Origin of the sequence: Streptomyces pallidus (ex Mingjun et al. 2026) (assembly GCF_051550185.1) — a bacterium.
Classification (GTDB): Bacteria; Actinomycetota; Actinomycetes; order Streptomycetales; family Streptomycetaceae; genus Streptomyces.
Window position 1 is genome coordinate 5,146,974 of sequence record NZ_CP196181.1, and the last position, 20,014, is coordinate 5,166,987.

General features: G+C 73.5%; 20 protein-coding genes. 14 read left to right on the forward strand and 6 right to left on the reverse strand.

What is annotated here, in order from left to right:
- The first annotated feature begins 17 nt into the window (after nucleotides 1-17).
- From ACSHWO_RS22735 to ACSHWO_RS22780, 10 genes are all read left to right on the forward strand, one after another.
- On the forward strand, nucleotides 18-1,109 hold the full coding sequence (locus ACSHWO_RS22735) for a nitronate monooxygenase (RefSeq protein WP_438314310.1): 1,092 nt from the start codon (nucleotides 18-20) through the stop codon (nucleotides 1,107-1,109).
- A complete protein-coding gene (locus tag ACSHWO_RS22740) occupies nucleotides 1,106-1,849 on the forward strand; it encodes a 16S rRNA (uracil(1498)-N(3))-methyltransferase (protein ID WP_385848767.1) in 744 nt (247 codons plus the stop codon). Before ACSHWO_RS22735 ends, ACSHWO_RS22740 begins: the two co-directional genes overlap by 4 nt.
- 106 nt (nucleotides 1,850-1,955) lie before the next feature.
- The gene (locus ACSHWO_RS22745) at nucleotides 1,956-2,315 is read left to right on the forward strand and encodes a histidine triad nucleotide-binding protein (protein WP_438319232.1); all 360 of its coding nucleotides are present in this window, start codon (nucleotides 1,956-1,958) and stop codon (nucleotides 2,313-2,315) included.
- Between the two features lie 4 nt (nucleotides 2,316-2,319).
- Complete coding sequence (locus ACSHWO_RS22750; RefSeq protein ID WP_438314314.1) at nucleotides 2,320-3,231, forward strand: ribonuclease Z; 912 nt, start codon at nucleotides 2,320-2,322, stop codon at nucleotides 3,229-3,231.
- Between the two features lie 164 nt (nucleotides 3,232-3,395).
- A complete protein-coding gene (locus tag ACSHWO_RS22755; RefSeq protein ID WP_385848765.1) occupies nucleotides 3,396-4,493 on the forward strand; it encodes a carbohydrate kinase family protein in 1,098 nt (365 codons plus the stop codon).
- A gap of 178 nt (nucleotides 4,494-4,671) precedes the next feature.
- A complete protein-coding gene (locus ACSHWO_RS22760; protein ID WP_438314317.1) occupies nucleotides 4,672-5,727 on the forward strand; it encodes a PhoH family protein in 1,056 nt (351 codons plus the stop codon).
- 13 nt (nucleotides 5,728-5,740) lie between these two features.
- Nucleotides 5,741-6,238 carry an rRNA maturation RNase YbeY gene (ybeY, locus tag ACSHWO_RS22765; protein ID WP_361083911.1) on the forward strand — a complete coding sequence of 166 codons (498 nt, stop codon included), beginning with the start codon at nucleotides 5,741-5,743 and terminating at the stop codon, nucleotides 6,236-6,238.
- Entirely contained in the window at nucleotides 6,235-7,545 is a 1,311-nt protein-coding gene (locus ACSHWO_RS22770) for a hemolysin family protein (RefSeq protein ID WP_361083908.1), read from the forward strand. Before ybeY ends, ACSHWO_RS22770 begins: the two co-directional genes overlap by 4 nt.
- Complete coding sequence (locus ACSHWO_RS22775; protein WP_361083905.1) at nucleotides 7,542-7,904, forward strand: MmcQ/YjbR family DNA-binding protein; 363 nt, start codon at nucleotides 7,542-7,544, stop codon at nucleotides 7,902-7,904. Before ACSHWO_RS22770 ends, ACSHWO_RS22775 begins: the two co-directional genes overlap by 4 nt.
- 229 nt (nucleotides 7,905-8,133) lie before the next feature.
- Entirely contained in the window at nucleotides 8,134-8,490 is a 357-nt protein-coding gene (locus ACSHWO_RS22780) for a cytidine deaminase (RefSeq protein ID WP_361083902.1), read from the forward strand.
- Nucleotides 8,491-8,652: 162 nt separating this feature from the next.
- Here ACSHWO_RS22780 and ACSHWO_RS22785 read toward each other — a convergent pair whose 3' ends face one another.
- On the reverse strand, nucleotides 8,653-9,978 hold the full coding sequence (locus ACSHWO_RS22785; protein WP_438319234.1) for an MFS transporter: 1,326 nt from the start codon (nucleotides 9,976-9,978) through the stop codon (nucleotides 8,653-8,655).
- A 122-nt stretch (nucleotides 9,979-10,100) separates the two neighbouring features.
- Between ACSHWO_RS22785 and ACSHWO_RS22790 the strand changes: the two genes are divergently transcribed.
- The 3 genes from ACSHWO_RS22790 to era all read left to right on the forward strand — a co-directional run bounded on the left by ACSHWO_RS22790 (nucleotide 10,101) and on the right by era (nucleotide 13,639).
- Nucleotides 10,101-11,144, forward strand: coding sequence for a GlxA family transcriptional regulator (locus tag ACSHWO_RS22790; RefSeq protein ID WP_385842245.1), 1,044 nt, complete (start codon nucleotides 10,101-10,103; stop codon nucleotides 11,142-11,144).
- A 63-nt stretch (nucleotides 11,145-11,207) separates the two neighbouring features.
- Complete coding sequence (locus ACSHWO_RS22795) at nucleotides 11,208-12,623, forward strand: beta-xylosidase (protein WP_438314323.1); 1,416 nt, start codon at nucleotides 11,208-11,210, stop codon at nucleotides 12,621-12,623.
- Between the two features lie 65 nt (nucleotides 12,624-12,688).
- Complete coding sequence (gene era / locus ACSHWO_RS22800; RefSeq protein WP_385423281.1) at nucleotides 12,689-13,639, forward strand: GTPase Era; 951 nt, start codon at nucleotides 12,689-12,691, stop codon at nucleotides 13,637-13,639.
- 116 nt (nucleotides 13,640-13,755) lie between these two features.
- On the opposite strand, the gene ACSHWO_RS22805 is transcribed toward era, so the two are convergent.
- The 4 genes from ACSHWO_RS22805 to ACSHWO_RS22820 form a co-directional block, all read right to left on the reverse strand.
- Nucleotides 13,756-14,460 (reverse strand): class I SAM-dependent methyltransferase, encoded by a 705-nt coding sequence (locus ACSHWO_RS22805; protein ID WP_385842233.1) that lies wholly within the window; start codon nucleotides 14,458-14,460, stop codon nucleotides 13,756-13,758.
- A 116-nt stretch (nucleotides 14,461-14,576) separates the two neighbouring features.
- The gene (locus ACSHWO_RS22810) at nucleotides 14,577-15,404 is read right to left on the reverse strand and encodes a GNAT family N-acetyltransferase (RefSeq protein WP_438314327.1); all 828 of its coding nucleotides are present in this window, start codon (nucleotides 15,402-15,404) and stop codon (nucleotides 14,577-14,579) included.
- 27 nt (nucleotides 15,405-15,431) lie between these two features.
- Nucleotides 15,432-15,701 (reverse strand): protealysin inhibitor emfourin, encoded by a 270-nt coding sequence (locus ACSHWO_RS22815; protein WP_361083883.1) that lies wholly within the window; start codon nucleotides 15,699-15,701, stop codon nucleotides 15,432-15,434.
- Nucleotides 15,702-15,729: 28 nt separating this feature from the next.
- Nucleotides 15,730-16,821, reverse strand: a complete 1,092-nt coding sequence (locus ACSHWO_RS22820; RefSeq protein WP_438314331.1) for a M4 family metallopeptidase — start codon at nucleotides 16,819-16,821, stop codon at nucleotides 15,730-15,732.
- A 362-nt stretch (nucleotides 16,822-17,183) separates the two neighbouring features.
- Here ACSHWO_RS22820 and leuA point away from each other — a divergent pair, with 362 nt between their 5' ends.
- Entirely contained in the window at nucleotides 17,184-18,947 is a 1,764-nt protein-coding gene (leuA, locus tag ACSHWO_RS22825) for a 2-isopropylmalate synthase (protein WP_361083878.1), read from the forward strand.
- Nucleotides 18,948-19,081: 134 nt separating this feature from the next.
- Here leuA and ACSHWO_RS22830 read toward each other — a convergent pair whose 3' ends face one another.
- Nucleotides 19,082-19,840, reverse strand: a complete 759-nt coding sequence (locus ACSHWO_RS22830) for an SDR family NAD(P)-dependent oxidoreductase (RefSeq protein WP_385842212.1) — start codon at nucleotides 19,838-19,840, stop codon at nucleotides 19,082-19,084.
- Nucleotides 19,841-20,014: the final 174 nt, after the last annotated feature.

The window sequence follows — 20,014 nt, forward strand, 5'->3', positions numbered from 1 at the left end:
GTGGCACGATGCTGGACATGTCCTTGGCACTGAGCGGTCTCCACCGGTACCCGATCGTGCAGGCTCCCATGGCGGGCGGGGCCTCCTGTCCGCCGCTCGCCGCAGCCGTGTGCGAGGCGGGCGCCCTGGGCTTCCTCGCCGGCGGCTACAAGACCGCCGACGGCATGTACCAGGAGGTCAAACGGCTGCGCGCGCTCACCCGGCGCCCGTTCGGCGTGAACCTCTTCATGCCGCAGACCGGCCCCGTCGACCAGGCCGCCGTCGAGGCCTACCGCGGCCAACTCGCCGGCGAGGCCACCTGGTACGACGTCTCGATCGCCGAAGAGGACACCCTCGGCACCAGCGACGACGGCTACGACGCCAAGCTGGCGATCCTCCTGGAGGACCCGGTCCCGGTGGTGTCGTTCACCTTCGGCTGCCCCACGGCCGCCGTCATCGCCTCCCTGCACACGGCGGGCACGTACAGCATCGTCACCGTCACCTCGATCGACGAGGCCCGCGCCGCCCAGGCGGCGGGCGCCGACGCCGTCTGCGTCCAGGGCGTGGAGGCGGGCGGCCACCAGGGCACCCACCGCGACGACCCGCAGGCCGACGCCACGGCCGGGGTCGGCCTGCTCGCGCTCGTGGCGCAGGTCCGCGAGGCGGTGGCCCTCCCGATCATCGCGGCGGGCGGACTGATGCGCGGCTCGCAGATCGCGGCGCTGATGGCGGCCGGCGCGGAGGCGGCCCAGCTCGGCACGGCCTTCCTCGCCTGCCCGGAGTCCGGGGCGCACCCGCTGCACAAGAAGGCACTGACGGACCCCCTGTTCCCGCACACCGAGCTCACCAGGGCGTTCTCCGGGCGCCCGGCCCGCGGCCTGGTCAACCGTTTCATGCGGGAGCACGGCCCCTACGCCCCCGCCGCCTACCCGCAGGTCCACCACATGACCGCGGGGCTGCGCAAGGCGGCCGCCGCGGCCGGCGACCCGCAGGGCATGGCCCTGTGGGCCGGGCAGGGGCACCGGCTGGCCCGGGCGATGCCGGCCGGGGAGCTGGTGGAGGTGCTGGCGGCGGAACTGGCCGAGGCGCAGAGCGCGTTGAACGACATGCAGCAGAGGAGTACGTCATGACCGCCCCCGTGTTCGTGGTCGAGGAGGTCCCCGCGGGGCCGGAGTTCGTCCTGGACGGCCCGGAGGGCCGGCACGCGGTGTCCGTGAAGCGGCTGAACCCGGGCGAGGAGGTGGTCCTCACCGACGGCCGCGGCGGCTGGGCCGAGGCCGTCGTCAAGGCGGCGGAGGGCAAGGACCGGCTGGCCGTGGCGGTGTCCGCCACGGGCCGTGAGCCCGAGCCGGAGGTCCGGATCACCGTGGTCCAGGCCCTGCCCAAGGGCGACCGCGGCGAGGTGGCCGTCGAGACCATGACCGAGACCGGGGTGGACGCGATCGTCCCCTGGCAGGCCTCTCGCTGCATCACCCAGTGGCGCGGCGACCGCGGCGCCAAGTCGCTGGCCAAGTGGCGCAACACCGCCCGAGAGGCGGGCAAGCAGTCCCGCCGCGTCCGCTTCCCCGAGGTGGCCGAGGCCATGACCACCAAGCAGGTCGCGGCCCTGCTGGCCGACGCCGACCTGGCGGTGGTGCTCCACGAGGACCGCGACCACCCGTCGGGCGCACTGGCCACGGCCGAGCTCCCGGCCGCGGGCTCCATCGTCCTGGTGGTCGGCCCCGAGGGCGGCGTCTCGCCCGAGGAGCTGGCCCTCTTCGCGGAGGCGGGCGCCCACCCCTTCCGCCTGGGCCCCTCGGTGCTGCGCACGTCCACGGCGGGCACCGCGGCGACGGCGGTCCTGCTGGCCCGTACCGGCCGCTGGTCCTGAAATCCCCCGTGGGGGCGGGTCGGCGCCGGATACGATCTCCAGAATGATCCACACCGGTCCGGGCCGCCCGCCCGGGTCACCACCCCACCTCACGGAAGGCGCATCGATGGCCGGCGAACCGCAGGCGGACTGCCTGTTCTGCAAGATCGTCGCGGGGCAGGTCCCGGCGACCGTGGTCCTGGAGACCGACACGGTCGTCGCCTTCCGGGACATCAACCCGCAGGCGCCCACGCACGTGCTCGTCATCCCCAAGGCGCACTACCCCGACGCGGCGTCGCTGGCCGCCGGGGCGCCGGAGCTCGCCGCCGACGTGCTGCGCGAGGCCGGGGCCATCGCCGCCCAGGAGAAGGTCGACGACCACGGCTACCGGATCGTGTTCAACACGGGCTCCGGCGCGGGCCAGACGGTCTTCCACGCGCACGCGCACGTCCTGGGCGGGCGCGGCCTGCAGTGGCCGCCGGGATAAGGCCGTGTCCGTACGAGAGTTCGTGGTGCTGGGCACCGCCAGCCAGGTGCCCACCCGCCACCGCAACCACAACGGCTACCTCCTGCGCTGGGACGGCGAGGGGATCCTCTTCGACCCGGGTGAGGGGACCCAGCGGCAGATGCTCCGCGCGGGGGTGGCCGCGCACGACATCAACCGGATCTGCGTCACGCACTTCCACGGCGACCACAGCCTCGGCCTCGCCGGAGTCATCCAGCGCATCAACCTCGACCAGGTCCCGCACCCGGTCACCGCGCACTACCCGGCCTCCGGGCAGAAGTTCTTCGACCGGCTCCGGTACGCCACCGCCTACCGGGAGACCGTCCAGCTGCGCGAGGAGCCCGTGGCGCAGGACGGAACGCTGGCCGAGGGGCCCTCGTACGTCCTCGAAGCCCGTCTCCTGTCGCACCCGGTGGAGTCCTTCGGCTACCGGCTCACCGAGCCCGACGGGCGCCGCATGCTGCCAGAACTCCTCGCCCGGCACGGGATCAAGGGCCCCGACGTGGGCCGGATCCAGCGCGAGGGCCGACTGGACGGGGTCATGCTCGACGACGTCAGCGAGCTGCGGCCCGGCCAGAGCTTCGCCTTCGTCATGGACACCAGGCTCTGCCCCGGCGTGGAGGCCCTCGCGGAGGGCTGCGACATGCTGGTCATCGAGTCCACCTTCCTCGACGAGGACGCCCAGCTGGCCGCCGACCACGGGCACCTGACCGCCGGCCAGGCGGCCCGCGTCGCCCGCGACGGCGGAGTGCGCCACCTCGTGCTGACGCACTTCTCGCAGCGCTACGGCGACCCCTTCGAGTTCGAGCGGCAGGCCCGCGCGGCCGGCTTCGAGGGCGAACTGACCGTCGCCGCCGACCTCGCCCGGGTGCCGGTGCCCAAGCGGCGCCAGGACTGACCGGGCGCGGGCGGGCGCCCGCGTCCCGGCCGGTGGGGCAGCGTCCCGGCGGTGACGTACGCCACACTTGGCTGTGAGTCCGGCCCGGACGGGCGGGCTGCCGGCCCTCCGCCGGGAACGACCGCCGGCGGAGACGACCCTTCGCGCCGATCGGGGAGTGCACCGTGACCAACCGGGACAGCAGACTCAGCCTCAGCGCCGACGTGGACCCGCTCGGTCCGCTGCGCGACCCCCAGGACCCGGGGTACGACGTCTTCCTGACCGGCACGGTCTTCCTCGACATCATCTTCACCGGCCTCGACTCCGCCCCGGTGCGCGGTACGGAGTCCTGGGCGCGGGGCATGGGCTCCAGCCCCGGCGGCGTGGCCAACATGGCCACCGCGCTCGCCCGGCTGGGCCTGCGGACCTCGCTGGCCGCGGCTTTCGGGGACGACCACTACGGCGAGTACTGCTGGGACGCGCTGGAACAGGGCGAGGGCATCGACCTGTCCATGTCGCGGACCATCCCCGGCTGGCACAGCCCGGTCACCGTCTCGATGGCGTACGAGGGCGAGCGGACGATGATCTCGCACGGCCACGAAGCGCCGCCCCCGCCCGACGCCGCCCCCTTCCTGCAGTGCCCGCCGCGCACCCGGGCGGCCGTGGCCTCGCTCGCCCCGGACCGGGCGGACGGTTGGATCGGGGAGGCGGCCCGCCGCGGTTCGCGGATCTTCGCGGACGTGGGATGGGACGAGACGGGGCGCTGGGACCTCGGCGCACTGGCCGACCTGGAGCACTGCGACGCGTTCCTGCCGAACGCGGGCGAGGCGATGCGGTACACGCGGACCGAGTGCCCGAGGGCGGCGGCGCGGGCGCTGGCCGAGCGGGTCCCGGTCGCCGTGGTCACGCTGGGCGCGGAGGGCTCGTACGCGGTGGATTCGGGGTCCGGTGAGACGGCGGAGGTGCCGGGGATCGCGGTGGACGCGCTCGACCCGACCGGCGCCGGGGACGTCTACGTGGCCGGGTTCGTCACCGGGACGCTGGCCGGGTGGCCGCTGGTCGACCGGCTCGCCTTCGCGGGCCTGACGGCGGCCCTGTCGGTCCAGGAGTTCGGCGGCTCCCTGTCGGCCCCGGGCTGGGCCGAGGTGGCCCACTGGTGGCAGACGGCCCCGGACGGGCTGCGCGGCCGCTACGGCTTCCTCGACGAGCTGCTTCCGCGGGACGCGGCCCGGGGGCCGCGCCGCCGGGCGGTCCCGACGATCGGCTTCCGCCACTCCGCGTAGCGGCCCGGCGCCCCGCACCGGGGCCGGACGCCCGTGCGCGGCCCGCTCGGGGCCGGCTGGAGGGGCGCTGGAAAACCCCTCGGTACCGCCGCCGCGGCGACGTACCCTTGGTACTCCGGAGGTCGTCGATCGGCGCGGCCCCTCAGCGGGAGGTATGTGCAGGCCACAGTGCCGGCCCATGACTCAGACATCGACAGCTCACACCCCGGCGCAGGGACAGGCGCGAGCCCATTTCACCGTTCCGGCCAGCCACCCCATGGTGGCGGTGCTCGGTCCCGGTGACGCCCTGCTTCGTGTGATCGAGAAGGCCTTCCCGAAGGCCGACATCCATGTTCGGGACAACCAGGTCAGCGCGATCGGCGAAGCAGCGGAAGTCCGCCTGATCCAGCGCCTGTTCGACGAGATGATGCTCGTGCTCCGCACCGGGCAGCCGATGACGGAGGACGCAGTGGAACGCTCGATCGCCATGCTCAGGGCCAGTGACGACGGCAACGGTCCGCAGGAGACCCCGGCCGAGGTGCTCACGCAGAACATCCTCTCCAGCCGCGGCCGCACCATCCGCCCGAAGACCCTGAACCAGAAGCGGTACGTCGACGCGATCGACAAGCACACGATCGTCTTCGGCATCGGCCCCGCCGGTACCGGCAAGACCTACCTCGCCATGGCCAAGGCGGTCCAGGCCCTGCAGTCCAAGCAGGTCAGCCGGATCATCCTGACCCGCCCGGCCGTCGAGGCCGGAGAGCGGCTCGGCTTCCTGCCCGGCACGCTCTTCGACAAGATCGACCCGTACCTGCGGCCGCTGTACGACGCGCTGCACGACATGCTCGACCCGGACTCGATCCCGCGGCTCATGGCCAACGGGACGATCGAGGTGGCCCCGCTCGCGTACATGCGCGGCCGCACCCTCAACGACGCCTTCGTGGTCCTCGACGAGGCGCAGAACACGAGCCCGGAACAGATGAAGATGTTCCTGACCCGGCTCGGCTTCGATTCGAAGATCGTCATCACGGGTGACGTCACCCAGGTCGACCTCCCCGGCGGCACCACGTCCGGTCTGCGCCAGGTCCAGTCGATCCTCGAAGGGATCCGGGACATCCACTTCTCGCGGCTCACGTCCGAGGATGTCGTCCGGCACAAGCTGGTCGGCCGTATCGTCGATGCGTACGAGAAGTACGACGACAGCCAGGCGGACCGGGAATCCCGGCCGGCCCGGAACGGCTCCCAGCGGAAGTAGAACCCAGCGCACCATGTCGATCGACGTCAACAACGAGTCCGGAACCGAGGTCGACGAGCGGGCGATCCTCGACATCGCCCGCTACGCGCTGACCCGCATGCGGATCCACCCCCTGTCCGAGCTGTCCGTCATCGTCGTCGACGAGGACGCCATGGAACAGCTCCACATCCAGTGGATGGACCTGCCCGGACCCACCGACGTCATGTCCTTCCCGATGGACGAGCTCCGTCCGCCGGCCAAGGACGACGAGGAGCCCCCGCAGGGGCTCCTCGGCGACATCGTGCTCTGCCCCGAGGTGGCGAAGAAGCAGGGTGACGAGGCCCCGACCCGGCACTCCATGGACGAGGAGCTCCAGCTCCTGACCGTCCACGGGGTGCTGCACCTGCTCGGCTACGACCACGAGGAGCCGGACGAGAAGGCCGAGATGTTCGGCCTCCAGGCGGCCATCGTGGACGGCTGGCGCAGCGAGCGCGGCCTGACGGGCCCCTCCCCGGCCCCGACCGTCTCGTGACCGCCCCGCAACTCATCACCGGGGCGGTCCTGCTGGTGGTGGTCGCGTGGTTCGCGGCCTGCGCCGAGTCGGGCCTCGCCCGGGTGTCCAGCTTCCGCGCCGAACAGGCCGTACGGGAGGGCCGGCGCGGCAGCGAGAAGCTGCTCCAGGTCGCCCAGGACACCACCCGCTACCTCAACGTCGCCCTGCTGGTCCGGGTGACCTGCGAGATGGCGGCGGGGGTGCTCGTCACGTACGTGTGCCTCGACGCGCTCGGCGAGAACTGGAAGGCGCTGCTCACCGCCATCGCCGTGATGGTCCTGGTCTCCTTCGTGGCCGTCGGCGTCTCGCCGCGCACCATCGGCCGCCAGCACCCGCTCGGCACGGCGACGGCCGCCGCGTACGTCCTGGTGCCGCTCGCCCGCGTCATGGGGCCCATCCCGCAGCTGCTGATCCTCATCGGCAACGCCCTGACCCCCGGCAAGGGCTTCCGCAAGGGGCCGTTCGCCTCGGAGGCCGAGCTGCGCGCGATGGTCGACCTGGCGGAGAAGGAGTCGCTGATCGAGGACGAGGAGCGCCGGATGGTGCACCAGGTCTTCGAACTGGGCGACACGCTGGTGCGCGAGGTGATGGTGCCGCGCACCGACCTGGTCTGCATCGAGCGGTACAAGACGATCCGCCAGGCGACCACGCTCGCCCTGCGCTCGGGCTTCTCGCGCATCCCGGTGACCGGGGAGAACGAGGACGACATCGTCGGGATCGTGTACCTGAAGGACCTGGTCCGCAAGACCCACATCAGCCGGGACGCGGAGTCCGACCTGGTCTCGACGGCCATGCGGCCCGCGGCCTTCGTGCCGGACACCAAGAACGCGGGCGACCTGCTGCGGGAGATGCAGCAGGTGCGCAACCACGTCGCCGTCGTGGTCGACGAGTACGGCGGCACGGCCGGCATCGTCACCATCGAGGACATCCTGGAGGAGATCGTCGGCGAGATCACCGACGAGTACGACCGGGAGCTGCCGCCCGTCGAGGACCTGGGCGAGGACCGCTACCGGGTCACGGCCCGCCTCGACATCACCGACCTCGGCGAGCTGTTCAAGGTCGAGGCCTTCGACGACGAGGACGTCGAGACGGTCGGCGGACTGCTGGCCAAGGCCCTCGGCCGGGTACCCATCGCGGGCGCCTCGGTGCTGGTCGAGCTGCCCGACGGCAGGCCGCTGCGGCTGACGGCCGAGGCTCCGGCCGGCCGCCGGAACAAGATCGTGACGGTGCTCGTGGAGCCCGTGTCCCCGGCGGAGACCGAGGGCGACGGGGAGGAGCGCGAATGACTCCGGCCGAGCTGCGGGAGCTGTGCCTCGGCTTCAACGCCGCGGTGGAGGAGTTCCCCTTCAACCCCGAGACCTCGGTGTTCAAGGTGCTCGGGAAGGTGTTCGCCCTGTCGGCGCTCGACGCGGAGCCGCTGAAGGTGAACCTCAAGTGCGAGCCCGAGCTGGCGGTGCGGCTGCGCGCCGAGCACGCGGCGATCGTGCCGGGCTGGCACATGAACAAGCGGCACTGGAACACCGTGACCGTGGGCGGGTCCGACGCCCTGCCCGACGCGATGGTGCGGGAGCTCGTCGAGGACAGCTACGACCTGGTGGTCGCGGGCCTGCCGAAGGCGGAGCGGCTGCGCCTGGACCGGCCCTGAGCGGACCGGCTGACCGGCGGTCCGGCTGCCCGGTGCCGTCGCGGGGTGGGACGAACGTCACTGTTTTCCGTGGTCCCCGGCCGGGGGCAAATTGCTTGGCATGCCCTTATGTTGGTCCAGGCCAATCCCTGAGACCGGTGTGACGCGGGGGACGGACGGGGGACGGAGGGGAGAGCGCCTCGGCGGGGCCGTCGTACGGCCCCGCCGAGGCGCTCCATATGCTTTCGCCATGACCGACAGCACCGGGATCAGCCCCGAGGACAGCAAGATCATCACGCTGGCGCGCAGCGCCCGGGCCCGCAACGGCGTGCCCGAGGGCGCGGCGGTCCGGGACGAGACGGGCCGCACGTACGTCGCCGGGACGGTGGAGCTCCCCTCCCTCAAGCTGAGCGCGCTCCAGACCGCGGTCGCCATGGCCGTGGCGAGCGGCGCCGAGTCCCTGGAGGCCGCGGCCGTGGTCGGCACGGCCGACGCGGTGGCCGACGCCGACCGGGCCGCGGTCCGCGACCTCGGCGGCCCGGACACCCCGGTGCTGCTGGCCGCCCCGGACGGCACGCTCCGCTCGACCGCCCCGGCCGGGGCCTGACCCGCCCGCGGAACCGGGCCGCCGGCCCCGCGCCGGACGCCGTCTGCGCCGTCGCCCTCGCCGTGAGCCCCTGCCGGCGCCGTACGGGTACCGCAGCCCGACCGCGGCCCCGTACGGACGGCACCGGCCGGCCCTCGGGGCGGCGCGCGTCCGGCCGGAACGTCAGACGGCGGCGGCGACGGCCGGTGCGGCCGGCCGGCGGCGGATGACCATCGCCATCATGGCGGCTGCCGCGCACAGCGCCCCCGACGCGTACCAGACGACGTCGTACGAGCCGAACACGTCCCGGGCCACACCGCCCAGGAACGCCACCAGCCCGGCGCCCACCTGGTGCGAGGCGAGCACCCAGCCGAAGACGATCGCACTGTCGTCCCCGTAGTGCTCGCGGCACAGGGCGATCGTCGGCGGGACGGTCGCGACCCAGTCCAGCCCGTAGAAGACGATGAAGAACACCATCGGCGGGTGCACCGACGGGGCCAACAGCATCGGCAGGAACAGCAGCGACACCCCGCGCAGGGCGTAGTAGACCGCCAGCAGGCGCCGCGCCTCGAAGCGGTCGGTGAACCAGCCCGAGGCCACGGTGCCGACGACGTCGAAGACCCCGATGACCGCCAGCAGCCCGGCGGCCGCCGTCACCGGCATCCCGTGATCATGGGCGGCCGGCACGAAGTGCGTCTTGACCAGGCCGTTCGTCGAGGCGCCGCAGATCGCGAAGGTGCCCGCCAGCAGCCAGAACGGGCCGGTCCCGGCGGCCCGGACCAGGACCGTCACCGCCCGCCGGGCCGCGCCCGGCACCGGTGCGGGCTTGGCCGTGTAAGCGCCCCCGTACGGGGCGAGGCCCACGTCCGCCGGATGGTCGCGCAGCAGCAGCCAGACGAACGGCACGACGGCCAGCGCCGCCAGCGAGACCGTCACGGCCGCGGGCCGCCAGCCGTGGTGCTCCACCAGCCAGGACAGCAGCGGCAGGAAGACCAGCTGGCCGGAGGCCCCGGCCGCCGTCAGGACGCCGGTGACGAGGCCGCGCCGGGCGGTGAACCAGCGGTTGGTCACGGTGGCCGCGAACGCCAGCGCCATCGAGCCGCTGCCCAGGCCCACCAGCACGCCCCAGAACAGCACCAGCTGCCAGGCGGCGGTCATCCACACCGTGGCGACCGACCCGGCGGATATGACCAGCAGGGCCAGCGCCACCACCCGGCGGATGCCGAAGCGGTCCATCAGGGCGGCGGCGAACGGCGCGGTGAGCCCGTAGAGGGCGAGGTTGACCGAGACGGCGAAGCCGATCGTGCCCCGCGACCAGTCGAACTCCTGGTGCAGCGGCTCGATGAGCAGACCGGGCAGCGAGGCGAAGGCGGCCGCGCCGACGATCGTCACGAAGGTGACGGCCGCGACGAACCAGGCGCGGTGGAAGCGTCCGGGCGCGGCCGGGGAGGAGGCGGACGAGACTGCGGCCGACGGCTGCGGCGAGGGCGAAGGCGGGGGCGAGGACAAGGGCGACGGCGGCGGGGAACTGGGCGCCGGGGTGGGGGCTGACTGATTCACGCCGACAGCATCCGGCCAGGACGCCCTCCCGCGACAGTGGCCTGACTGACACCCTTCGATACGATTGGGCCATGGCCCTCCACCGTGTCGCCGTCCTCGCGCTCGCCGGGCTGCTGCCCTTCGAACTCGGCATCCCGCACCGGATCTTCGGCCGCGCCAGGGACGCCGCCGGGGCGCCCCTGTACGAGATCCTGACCTGCGGCCTGGCCCCCGGCCCGGTTCGGACGGACGCGGACTTCGCGGTCCAGGTGGAGCACGGCCCCGAGCTGCTCGCCACCGCCGACACCGTCGTGGTGCCGGCGTCGTACGAGCTCGGGCCCGTGTACGAGGAGGGCCGGCTGACCGAGGAGCTCGCCGCGGCACTGGCCCGCGTCCGGCCCGGCACCCGGCTCGTCTCGATCTGCACGGGCGGCTACGTCCTGGCCGCCGCGGGATACCTCGACGGCCGCCGGGCCACCACGCACTGGTTCCACGCCGAGCACTTCCAGCGGCTCTTCCCGGCCGTCCGGGTCGACCCGGACGTGCTCTACACGGACGACGGGAACGTGCTGACCTCCGCCGGGGTCGCCGCCGGCATCGACCTGTGCCTCCACATCGTGCGCAGCGACCACGGCGCGGCCGTCGCCAACGACGTGGCCCGGCGGACCGTCGTACCGCCGCACCGGGACGGCGGGCAGGCCCAGTTCGTCGAACGCCCGGTGCCGCAGCCGCAGGTGGCCAGCACCGCGACGGCCCGGGCCTGGGTGCTGGGGCGGCTGCACGAGCCGGTGCGGCTGGCCGACCTGGCCCGGCAGGAGTCCATGTCGGTCCGTACCTTCACGCGCCGGTTCCGGGAGGAGGCCGGCACCAGCCCGGGCGAGTGGATCACCGCGCAGCGGGTGGAGCGGGCCCGGCAGCTGCTGGAGGAGACGGACCTGGCGATGGAGCAGGTCGCACGGGAGACCGGCTTCGGGACGGCGCAGTCGCTGCGCAAGCACGTGCAGGCCGCGCTCGGGGTGAGTCCGACGGCGTACCGGCGGACGTTCCGGGCGGCGGGCGGGAACGGCGGCCCGGGCCGCAGCGGCATCCCGCCGTCTCCTGATGGGCCATCAGATAGCGGTCGGCGCGTGCATTGACTTCTTCCGCCGCCCGCCCGTCAATGGCGCCCTGTCGGCGCCGAGGGAACCGGGGAGCGGCCAGTGCGAGCAGCGGCGGGCAGCAGGAGGTGGTCGGCGGCGGTCGGCCTGGCCGTGCTCGCGGCCGCCACCGGAGGCGCGCTGGGCCCGCCCGCTGCCGCCGAGGAGGAGACTCCCCCGGGGCGGGTGGAGTTCCCGACGCAGTGCCTGCCGTCGCCGGAGACGGGGCTGCCGCCCGCCGAAGGCACCACCGGGGCCCGGATCACCGTCGACCACCCCGCGCCGCCGCGCCTCGGCGACACGGTCACCGTGACCTACCGGGTGGCCAGGACCCCCGCCGCAGACGCGGCCGGCGCGACGGCGCCGGCCGGAGTCCCCGTCGCGGCCGGGCACGTCCTGCTGGGCGGCGCCCAGCAGGGGGAGGTCGTCGTCACGGCCGTACGACCCACCGCCGGAGCGGAGCCTTCGGACACGGGCCCGGACCCGGAGCCTGCGGAGGTGGGCCCGGACGCGACCGCGGAGGCGGCCGAGCTCGTCCTGACGGGCACGTTCACCGTCACCGCGCCCGGCGAGATCACCCTCACCCCGGGCGGCTACACCCTCCCCACCGGCACCGCCTGCACCCCCACCGGGCCGTCGGCGCCGGTCGCCGCGCGCCTCGCCGCGCCTGCGCTGCCCCGCCCCAACCTGCGGTCGGTCTCGCTCGCCGCGGCGCACGGCGCCCCCGGCGCCCGGGTCAGGGTCACCGGAGTCGGCTTCACCCCGGGCGCTCCCGTGACCGTGGCCGGCCGGGCGGGCGGCGCCGAGACCGCGGACCGGGCGCCGACCGCGGCGGACGCGTGGGGCCGGCTGGCCGCCGAACTGCCGGTAGGGGACCCGGCGACGACGGCGGTCGTGGCGTACGAGGGCCCGGTGTGGACCCCGCAGGAGGGCTCCCGCCCGGCGTCCTACACGGTGCTCGACCCCGCTCCCGCCCCGGCGCCCGCCCCGGCGCCCGCCTCGGCGCCCACGCCCGCGCCACCCGGCGGGCTGTCCCTGGCCCAGGCGGGCGCGGCGATCACCCTGGGCGCGGTCGGGTACGGGGCGGGCGGCGCGGCCCCCGGCCGGATCGGCACGGTCACGGTCACCGACACCCGCGGGGGCCCGGCGGGCTGGACCCTGACCGGCAGGATCACGGAGCTCACCGGCCCGGACGGGATGCCCGTCCCCGGCGCCGCCCTGAGCTGGACCCCGTCCTGCACGTCCGCCGAGGCCGCTCCCGCAGCCCCGTCCGCTCCGGGCGGCGGTCCCGCCGGCCGCTGTACGTCCGGCAGCCCGGGCCCGGTCGGCCCGCAGGGAGCGGTCCTGGCCACCGGGGCCGGGTCGCCACCGGCCGGGGGTGCGGCCCGTTTCACGGTCGACGCCGCGCTCTCCCTGCGCCTGCCGCCGTACACCCCGCCTGGCGCCTACCGGGCGGTCCTGACGCTCACCCTCTCGTGATCCGGGCCGGGCCCGGCGGCGGTGCGGCGGCGGTCTGGTCGGCGCCCCGGGCGGCATCGGGGAGAATGGCCCGTATGAGCGATCGTTCCCCCGAGTCCCACCGCCCGCACCGTGCGGGCTTCGCCTGCTTCGTCGGCCGCCCCAACGCGGGGAAGTCGACCCTGACCAACGCACTCGTGGGCACCAAGGTCGCGATCACCTCCAACCGGCCGCAGACCACCCGCCACACCGTCCGCGGCATCGTGCACCGCCCCGACGCCCAGCTGGTCCTGGTCGACACCCCCGGCCTGCACAAGCCGCGCACCCTGCTCGGCGAGCGGCTGAACGACGTCGTGCGGACCACCTGGGCCGAGGTCGACGTCATCGGCTTCTGCCTGCCCGCCGACCAGAAGCTCGGCCCCGGCGACAAGTTCATCGCCAAGGAGCTCGCGGGGATCAAGAAGACCCCCAAGATCGCCATCGTGACCAAGACCGACCTGGTCGAGTCCAAGCAGCTGGCCGAGCAACTCATCGCGATCCAGCAGCTCGGAGCCGAGCTGGGCATCGAGTGGGCCGAGATCGTCCCCGTCTCCGCGGTCGGCGACAACCAGGTGCAGCTGCTGGCCGACCTGATCGCGCCGATGCTGCCGGAGAGCCCCCCGCTCTACCCGGAGGGCGACCTCACCGACGAGCCCGAGATGGTGATGGTCGCGGAGCTGATCCGCGAGGCCGCCCTGGAGGGCGTCCGCGACGAGCTCCCGCACTCCATCGCCGTCGTGGTCGAGGAGATGATCCCCCGGGAGAACCGCCCGGCGGACCGGCCGCTGCTCGACATCCACGCCAACGTCTACATCGAGCGGCCCAGCCAGAAGGGCATCATCATCGGCCCCAAGGGCTCCCGCCTGAAGGAGGTCGGGATGAAGTCGCGCAAGCACATCGAGGCGCTGCTCGGCACCCCGGTCTTCCTCGACCTGCACGTGAAGGTCGCCAAGGACTGGCAACGCGACCCCAAGCAGCTCCGCAAGCTGGGCTTCTAGCCCCACCGCGCGGACGGGTCCGACGGGTCCGACGGGTGCGGACGGGTCCGACGGGTGCGTCCGGTGCGACGGGTGCGACCGGTGCGACGGGTGCGACCGGTCCACCGGGCCCGCGCCTACGGCAGCCGGCGCACCTTCACCGTGTTGTCCGCGCGGGTCCCGGTCCGGCCGTCCGGGCTGCACTGCTCCCGTACGTACTCCTCCACGCGCAGGACCTCCCAGGCGCCCTCGGGCAGCTCCAGCTGGTCGAGCACCTCGCCGGGGGTCGGGAAGTGCATCCCCGGGCGGACCTCGTCCTCCTGCCAGGTCGCCCACCCGCCGTGGCCGACGACCAGCAGGATCCCGCCCGGGGCCACGGCCGCGGCCGCGGCCCGCAGGACCCGGGCCCGGGGGAAGTCCCCGTAGTTGTGCAGGAAGCACGCCGAGACGAGGTCGAACTCCCCGGCGGGGAAGGACTCGGCCAGGTCGTGCCGCTGGAGCTCGACGCGGTCGGCGACGCCCGCATCGGCGGCGTGCGCGGCGGCCCGCTCCAGCGCCACGGGAGAGATGTCGGTCCCGGTGACCCGCCAGCCCCGGCCGGCCAGCCACACGACGTCGGCGCCCTCCCCGCAGCCGAGGTCGAGGGCGCTGCCGGGGGCGAGGTCGGTGACCTCGCGGACCAGCGCCGAGTTGGGGTTGCCGCTCCAGATGCGGTCGCTCTCGGCGTAGCGGGAGTCCCAGAACTCCTGGTCCCCGGCCGGCTGCTCGGACGGGGACCCGCCGTGGTGGTGGGAGTGGTCGTGGGCGTGCCGGTCGTGGTGTTCGTGGGCGTGCTCGGGCATGGGGTCCCTTCCTCTGCTGGTCCGGGGTTCCGGACGTGCCCGATGCTGCGCCGCCCGCCGCCGCGGGGCCAAAGGCCTTTGCCGTTTCGGCAAGCCTCCGCGGGAGCCGCGGCCCGCTACGCCCCGGCCGGCTCCGCGTCCTGCGCGGGTTCCGCGATCAGGGCCGTGGCCACCGTACGGAAGCCCGCCCGCGCGTAGATCCGGGCCACCGCCTCGTCCCCGGCCGACAGGAAGACCGTACGGACGCCCCGCGCGACGGCGTCCGAGACCAGCGCCGCGGTGACCGCGAGCGCCAGGCCCTGGCGGCGGGCGGACGGCAGGGTGCCGACCCCGGCGACCTCGGCGACGTCGCCGACCGGGTTGTACTGGCCGGCGGCGAGGACCACGCCGTCGCGCACCGCCGCGGCCATGGCCGTCCGGCCCGAGGCCAGGCGGTCGGCCACGGCGTTGCGGTGGACCAGGGCGGACGGGTCGGCCGTCGCCACGGCCAGCTCGGCAGGGCCCGTGTCGCCGACCGCGGTCCCCGGGTCGGCGAAGGCCAGCCGCGGCACCGTCACGGCCGCCGTCAGCAGCTCGTCGCCGGCGTCGAGGAGCCGCACCTCCGGATGGGCGGGCAGCGGCTGCGCGGACGGCTCCAGCACCATCAGGGGATGCGCGCTCACCCGCAGGCCGGCCGCTTCGACGGGGGCCCGCAGCCAGGGGCTGGTTTCGGCCACCCATTCGAAGGACTCCGGGACGCCCAACTGCCGCTGCCGGGCCAGGACGCGCTCCACGTCGGCGGTGCCGGCACCGGTGCTGCCGAGTGCGGGCCGCGCGTAGTACGGCCAGCCCGCACCCTCGCGGACGAACAGGGTCAGCGGGCCGAAGTCCTCGGCCCGCGCGCCCCCGGCCCGCGGCACGGCGTCGTAGTACTGCTCCAAGCGGGACAGGAGTGTCTGCGTCATCCGCTCATCCAAGCAAAGGCGCCCTGCTCAGGCACCTTCCTTGAGCAGCTTTGTGATCAGGGTCCGCTGGGCCTCCGACAGGTCGGGCTCCTCGCAGGTCACCGTCCGCCCGTCGACCGTGATCCGGTACGAGAAACCGTCCCGGACCCGGGCCGCCCCCGGGGAGGCGGCGGCGGGCCGCAGCGCCAGCTGCGCCAGGGCCTGCCACTCGTCCTCGTCCGACCGGCCCGAGGTGTCCACCTCGGCCCGGCGCTCGATGCCCGCGAAACCGCCCGTCCGTACCACCTGAATCCGCATGCCCGTCCTTCTACCCCGCAGCGGCCGCCTAGCCCAGGCCGACCGCAGCCCAGGCCTTCTGCAGGGCGCGGTGTTCCGCGCTGCCGTCCCCGTAGCGGGTCGCGGCGGCCGCCGCCGACAGCCGGGCGAAGTCCGTGAAGTCGGCGTCGGCGCTGAGCTCGCCGCCGGTCAGCGCGTCGTACCAGATCTGCCCGGCGCGCTCCCACGCCTTGCCGCCGAGGTCGGTGGCGACCAGGTAGAAGGCGTGGTTCGGGATGCCGGAGTTGATGTGGACGCCGCCGTTGTCCCGGTTCGTGCGGACGTAGTCGTCCATCGTGGCCGGCTGCGGGTCCTTGCCGAGTTCGTCGTCGTCGTACGCGGTGCCGGGCGCCTTCATCGAACGCAGTGCGACCCCGCTGACCTCGGGGCCGAGCAGGCCGGCGCCGATCAGCCAGTCCGCCTGGTCGGCCGTCTGGTCGAGGGTGTACTGCTTGATCAGCGAGCCGAAGACGTCGGACATCGACTCGTTGAGGGCGCCCGACTGGCCGTAGTACTCCAGGTTGGCCGTGTACTGGGTGACGCCGTGGGCGAGTTCGTGGCCGATGACGTCCACGGCGACGGTGAAGTCGAGGAAGAGGTCGCCGTCGCCGTCGCCGAAGACCATCTGCTCGCCGTCCCAGAAGGCGTTGTTGTAGTCCTGGCCGTAGTGCACGGAAGCGCTCAGGGGCAGGCCGGCGTCGTCGATCGAGCGCCGCCCGAAGGCCGAGAAAAGCAGCTCGTACGTGGCCCCCAGGCCCGCGTAGGCGCGGTTGACGGTGGCGTCCTGGGCGACCGGGTCGCCCTCGACGCGGACCTTCTTCCCGGGCAGCCGGGTGCGGTGCTGGGCGTCGTGGATCGTCCGGCGGGGCCCGTCCGGCACGGGCGCCCCGAGGGTGGGGGGCGCGAATCCGCGGACGGTGGTGATCCTGCGCCGGGTGCGCAGGGGCCCGTCGTGTTCGAGGGTGCGCAGGGCGGCCTCGGCGCGCCGGGCGTTCTGGGACCGGGCGATCCGGTCGAGCAGGTGCGGCGGCACGACGGTGCAGAAGACCGGGTGGCGGGGGGTACTGCCCTGGGTGGGGGCGTGAACGTGGGATGCATCCATCCCGGCAATGTGGCAGCGGGTCACGGTGCTGTCACTACCTGCAACCATGATTCATTCGGTTGTCTGAAAGCGGTCGGCGGTGTTGACGCTTCCACCGGACCTCCAGTGATCGAAAGAGGCGAAATTCATAAAGGGGTGTAAATCGGACAGGCGGGTCCCGCATACTGAAACGGTCCCTCGCGCCACGGCGCGGCTCGGCTAGGCTCGGCCCATCATGCGTTTCGGGCTGCTTCTGCTTAGCTGCCGCGGCGAGGGTCTGTAGTCGTAGGTCGACCCCCTCCCCGCGGAGTCTGGTGTTGCGGTTTACGACCGCCGTCGGCCGTTCCAGCGATCCCCCCGCGGACACCCGAGGAGCCCTACGCATGAGTCAGCACCCCTTCGCCGGTCGCCCCACGCCGATCACGAACGCGACCCACACCCAGCAGCCCTCCGGGATGCCGATCCACAAGTACGGCCGCTACGAGCAGGTCGACCTGCCTGACCGCACCTGGCCGGACGCGCGCGTGACCGAGGCCCCCCGCTGGCTGTCCACCGACCTGCGCGACGGCAACCAGTCGCTGATCGACCCGATGACCCCGGCCCGCAAGCGCGAGATGTTCGACCTGCTGGTGCGCATGGGCTACAAGGAGATCGAGGTCGGCTTCCCCTCCTCCGGCGAGACGGACTTCGCCTTCGTCCGCTCCATCATCGAAGAGGGCGCGATCCCGGACGACGTCACCATCTCCGTCCTGACCCAGGCCCGCGAGGACCTGATCGAGCGGACCGTGGAGTCGCTGGTCGGCGCCAAGCGCGCCACCGTCCACCTGTACAACGCCACCGCCCCGACCTTCCGCCGGGTCGTCTTCCGCGGCTCCAAGGAGCAGATCAAGCAGATCGCCGTCGACGGCACCCGCCTGGTCATGGAGTACGCCGACAAGCTGCTGGGCCCCGAGACCGTCTTCGGCTACCAGTACAGCCCCGAGATCTTCACCGACACCGAGCTGGACTTCGCCCTGGAGGTCTGCGAGGCCGTCTGCGACGTCTGGCAGCCCGGACCCGGCCGCGAGATCATCCTGAACCTGCCCGCCACCGTGGAGCGCTCGACGCCGTCCACGCACGCGGACCGCTTCGAGTGGATGGCCCGCAACCTGACCCGCCGCGAGCACATCTGCATCTCCGTGCACCCGCACAACGACCGCGGCACCGCCGTCGCCGCCGCCGAGCTGGCGCTGATGGCCGGCGCCGACCGCATCGAGGGCTGCCTGTTCGGGCAGGGCGAGCGCACCGGCAACGTCGACCTGATCACCCTGGGCATGAACCTGTTCTCGCAGGGCATCGACCCGCAGATCGACTTCTCGCAGATCGACGAGATCCGCCGCACCAGCGAGTACTGCAACCAGATGCCGGTCCACCCGCGCCACCCCTACGCGGGCGACCTGGTGTACACCGCCTTCTCCGGCTCCCACCAGGACGCCATCAAGAAGGGCTTCGACGCCATGGAGGCCGACGCGGCCGCCCAGGGCAAGACGGTGGACGAGATCGAGTGGGCCGTGCCGTACCTGCCGATCGACCCCAAGGACGTCGGCCGCTCCTACGAGGCGGTCATCCGCGTCAACTCGCAGTCCGGCAAGGGCGGCGTCGCGTACGTCCTGAAGAACGACCACAAGCTGGACCTGCCGCGCCGCATGCAGATCGAGTTCTCGAAGATCATCCAGGCCATGACCGACGCCGAGGGCGGCGAGGTCACCCCGAAGGCCATCTGGGACATCTTCTCGGACGAGTACCTGCCCAACCCCGACAACCCGTGGGGCCGCATCCAGCTGCGCGCCGGCTCGACGGCCACCGACAAGGACGGCACGGACACGCTGACCGTCGAGGCGGTCGTGGACGGCGTGGAGACGGTCCTGAACGGCACCGGCAACGGTCCGATCTCGGCCTTCTTCGACGCGCTGGCCGCCATCGGCATCGACGCGCGCCTGCTGGACTACACCGAGCACACGATGAGCGAGGGCGCCTCCGCCGTGGCCGCCTCGTACATCGAGTGCGCGATCGACGGCCGCGTCCTGTGGGGCATCGGCATCGACGCCAACACCACGCGCGCCTCGCTGAAGGCGGTCGTCTCCGCCGTCAACCGCGCCGGCCGCTGACCATCCGCCTGCGGCCGGTACGACCGGCTGCCAGCACCCGTGTCACCGCGCCTGGCGCGCCGCTGCCCCGCCCCTCCGTCCGGAGGCGCGGGGCAGCGGCGTTCCGCGGGCCGCCGGCGCGCTGCGCCGGCCGCTCAGCGGGCCAGGTAGCCGCCGTCCACCGGAAGGACCACGCCCGTCACGAACGAGGCCGCGTCCGACGCGAGGAAGGCGATCACCCGGGCCACCTCGTCCGGCTCCCCGAGCCGTCCCATCGGATGCGCTGCGGACACCTCGGCGAGGTATTCCGGCCCGCCCGGCTCGTCCGACAGCGCGAGCACCCGCTCCGTCCGGATGGTCCCCGGTGCCACCGCGTTGACGCGGATCCCGTGCGCCGCCCACTCCACCGCCAGGTGCTTCGTCAGCCCCGACGCGACGAACTTCGCCGGCCCGTAGGCCGCCTGCCGGGCCTGCCCGGCCACCCCCGAGATCGAGGAGACGCAGACCAGCGCACCCCCGGCCTCCGGCTGCGCGATCATCGCCTCGATCGCGTACTTGCAGGTCAGGAACATCCCGCGGCCGTCCACCGCCATGACCCGGTCCCAGTCCTGCGGACTGGTCTCGCGTACGTCCGAAAGCGGCAGCACCCCGGCGTTCGCCACGGCCACGTCGAGCCGCCCGTATGCCTCGACCGCGGCCCGGACCATCGCCCGGTTGTCCTCCGGATCGGCGACGTCACCGGTCACCAGGGTGACGTCGAAGCCCTCGGCGGCCAGTTCCGTACGCAGGTCGGCCAGCCCGGGGCCGTTGATGTCGGCCGCGGTCACCCGGGCGCCGGAGCGGGCCAGCAGCCGCGCGGTGGCCCGGCCGATCCCGCTCGCAGCCCCCGTGACCAGACAGGACGTGTCGTTCACGCGGGCGAGCGTAGGGACAACGGGCGGGCCGCTGTGGGAGGCGCAGGGGAACAGACCGGCCAAGTGCTGCCGATGGGGGATGTTGTCTTGTCACACGACTGACGCATCCTCACCGATGTGGCTAACATCACGCCAACCCGGTGATGGCGCCTGGGGTCCCGCCCGTGCCCGCAA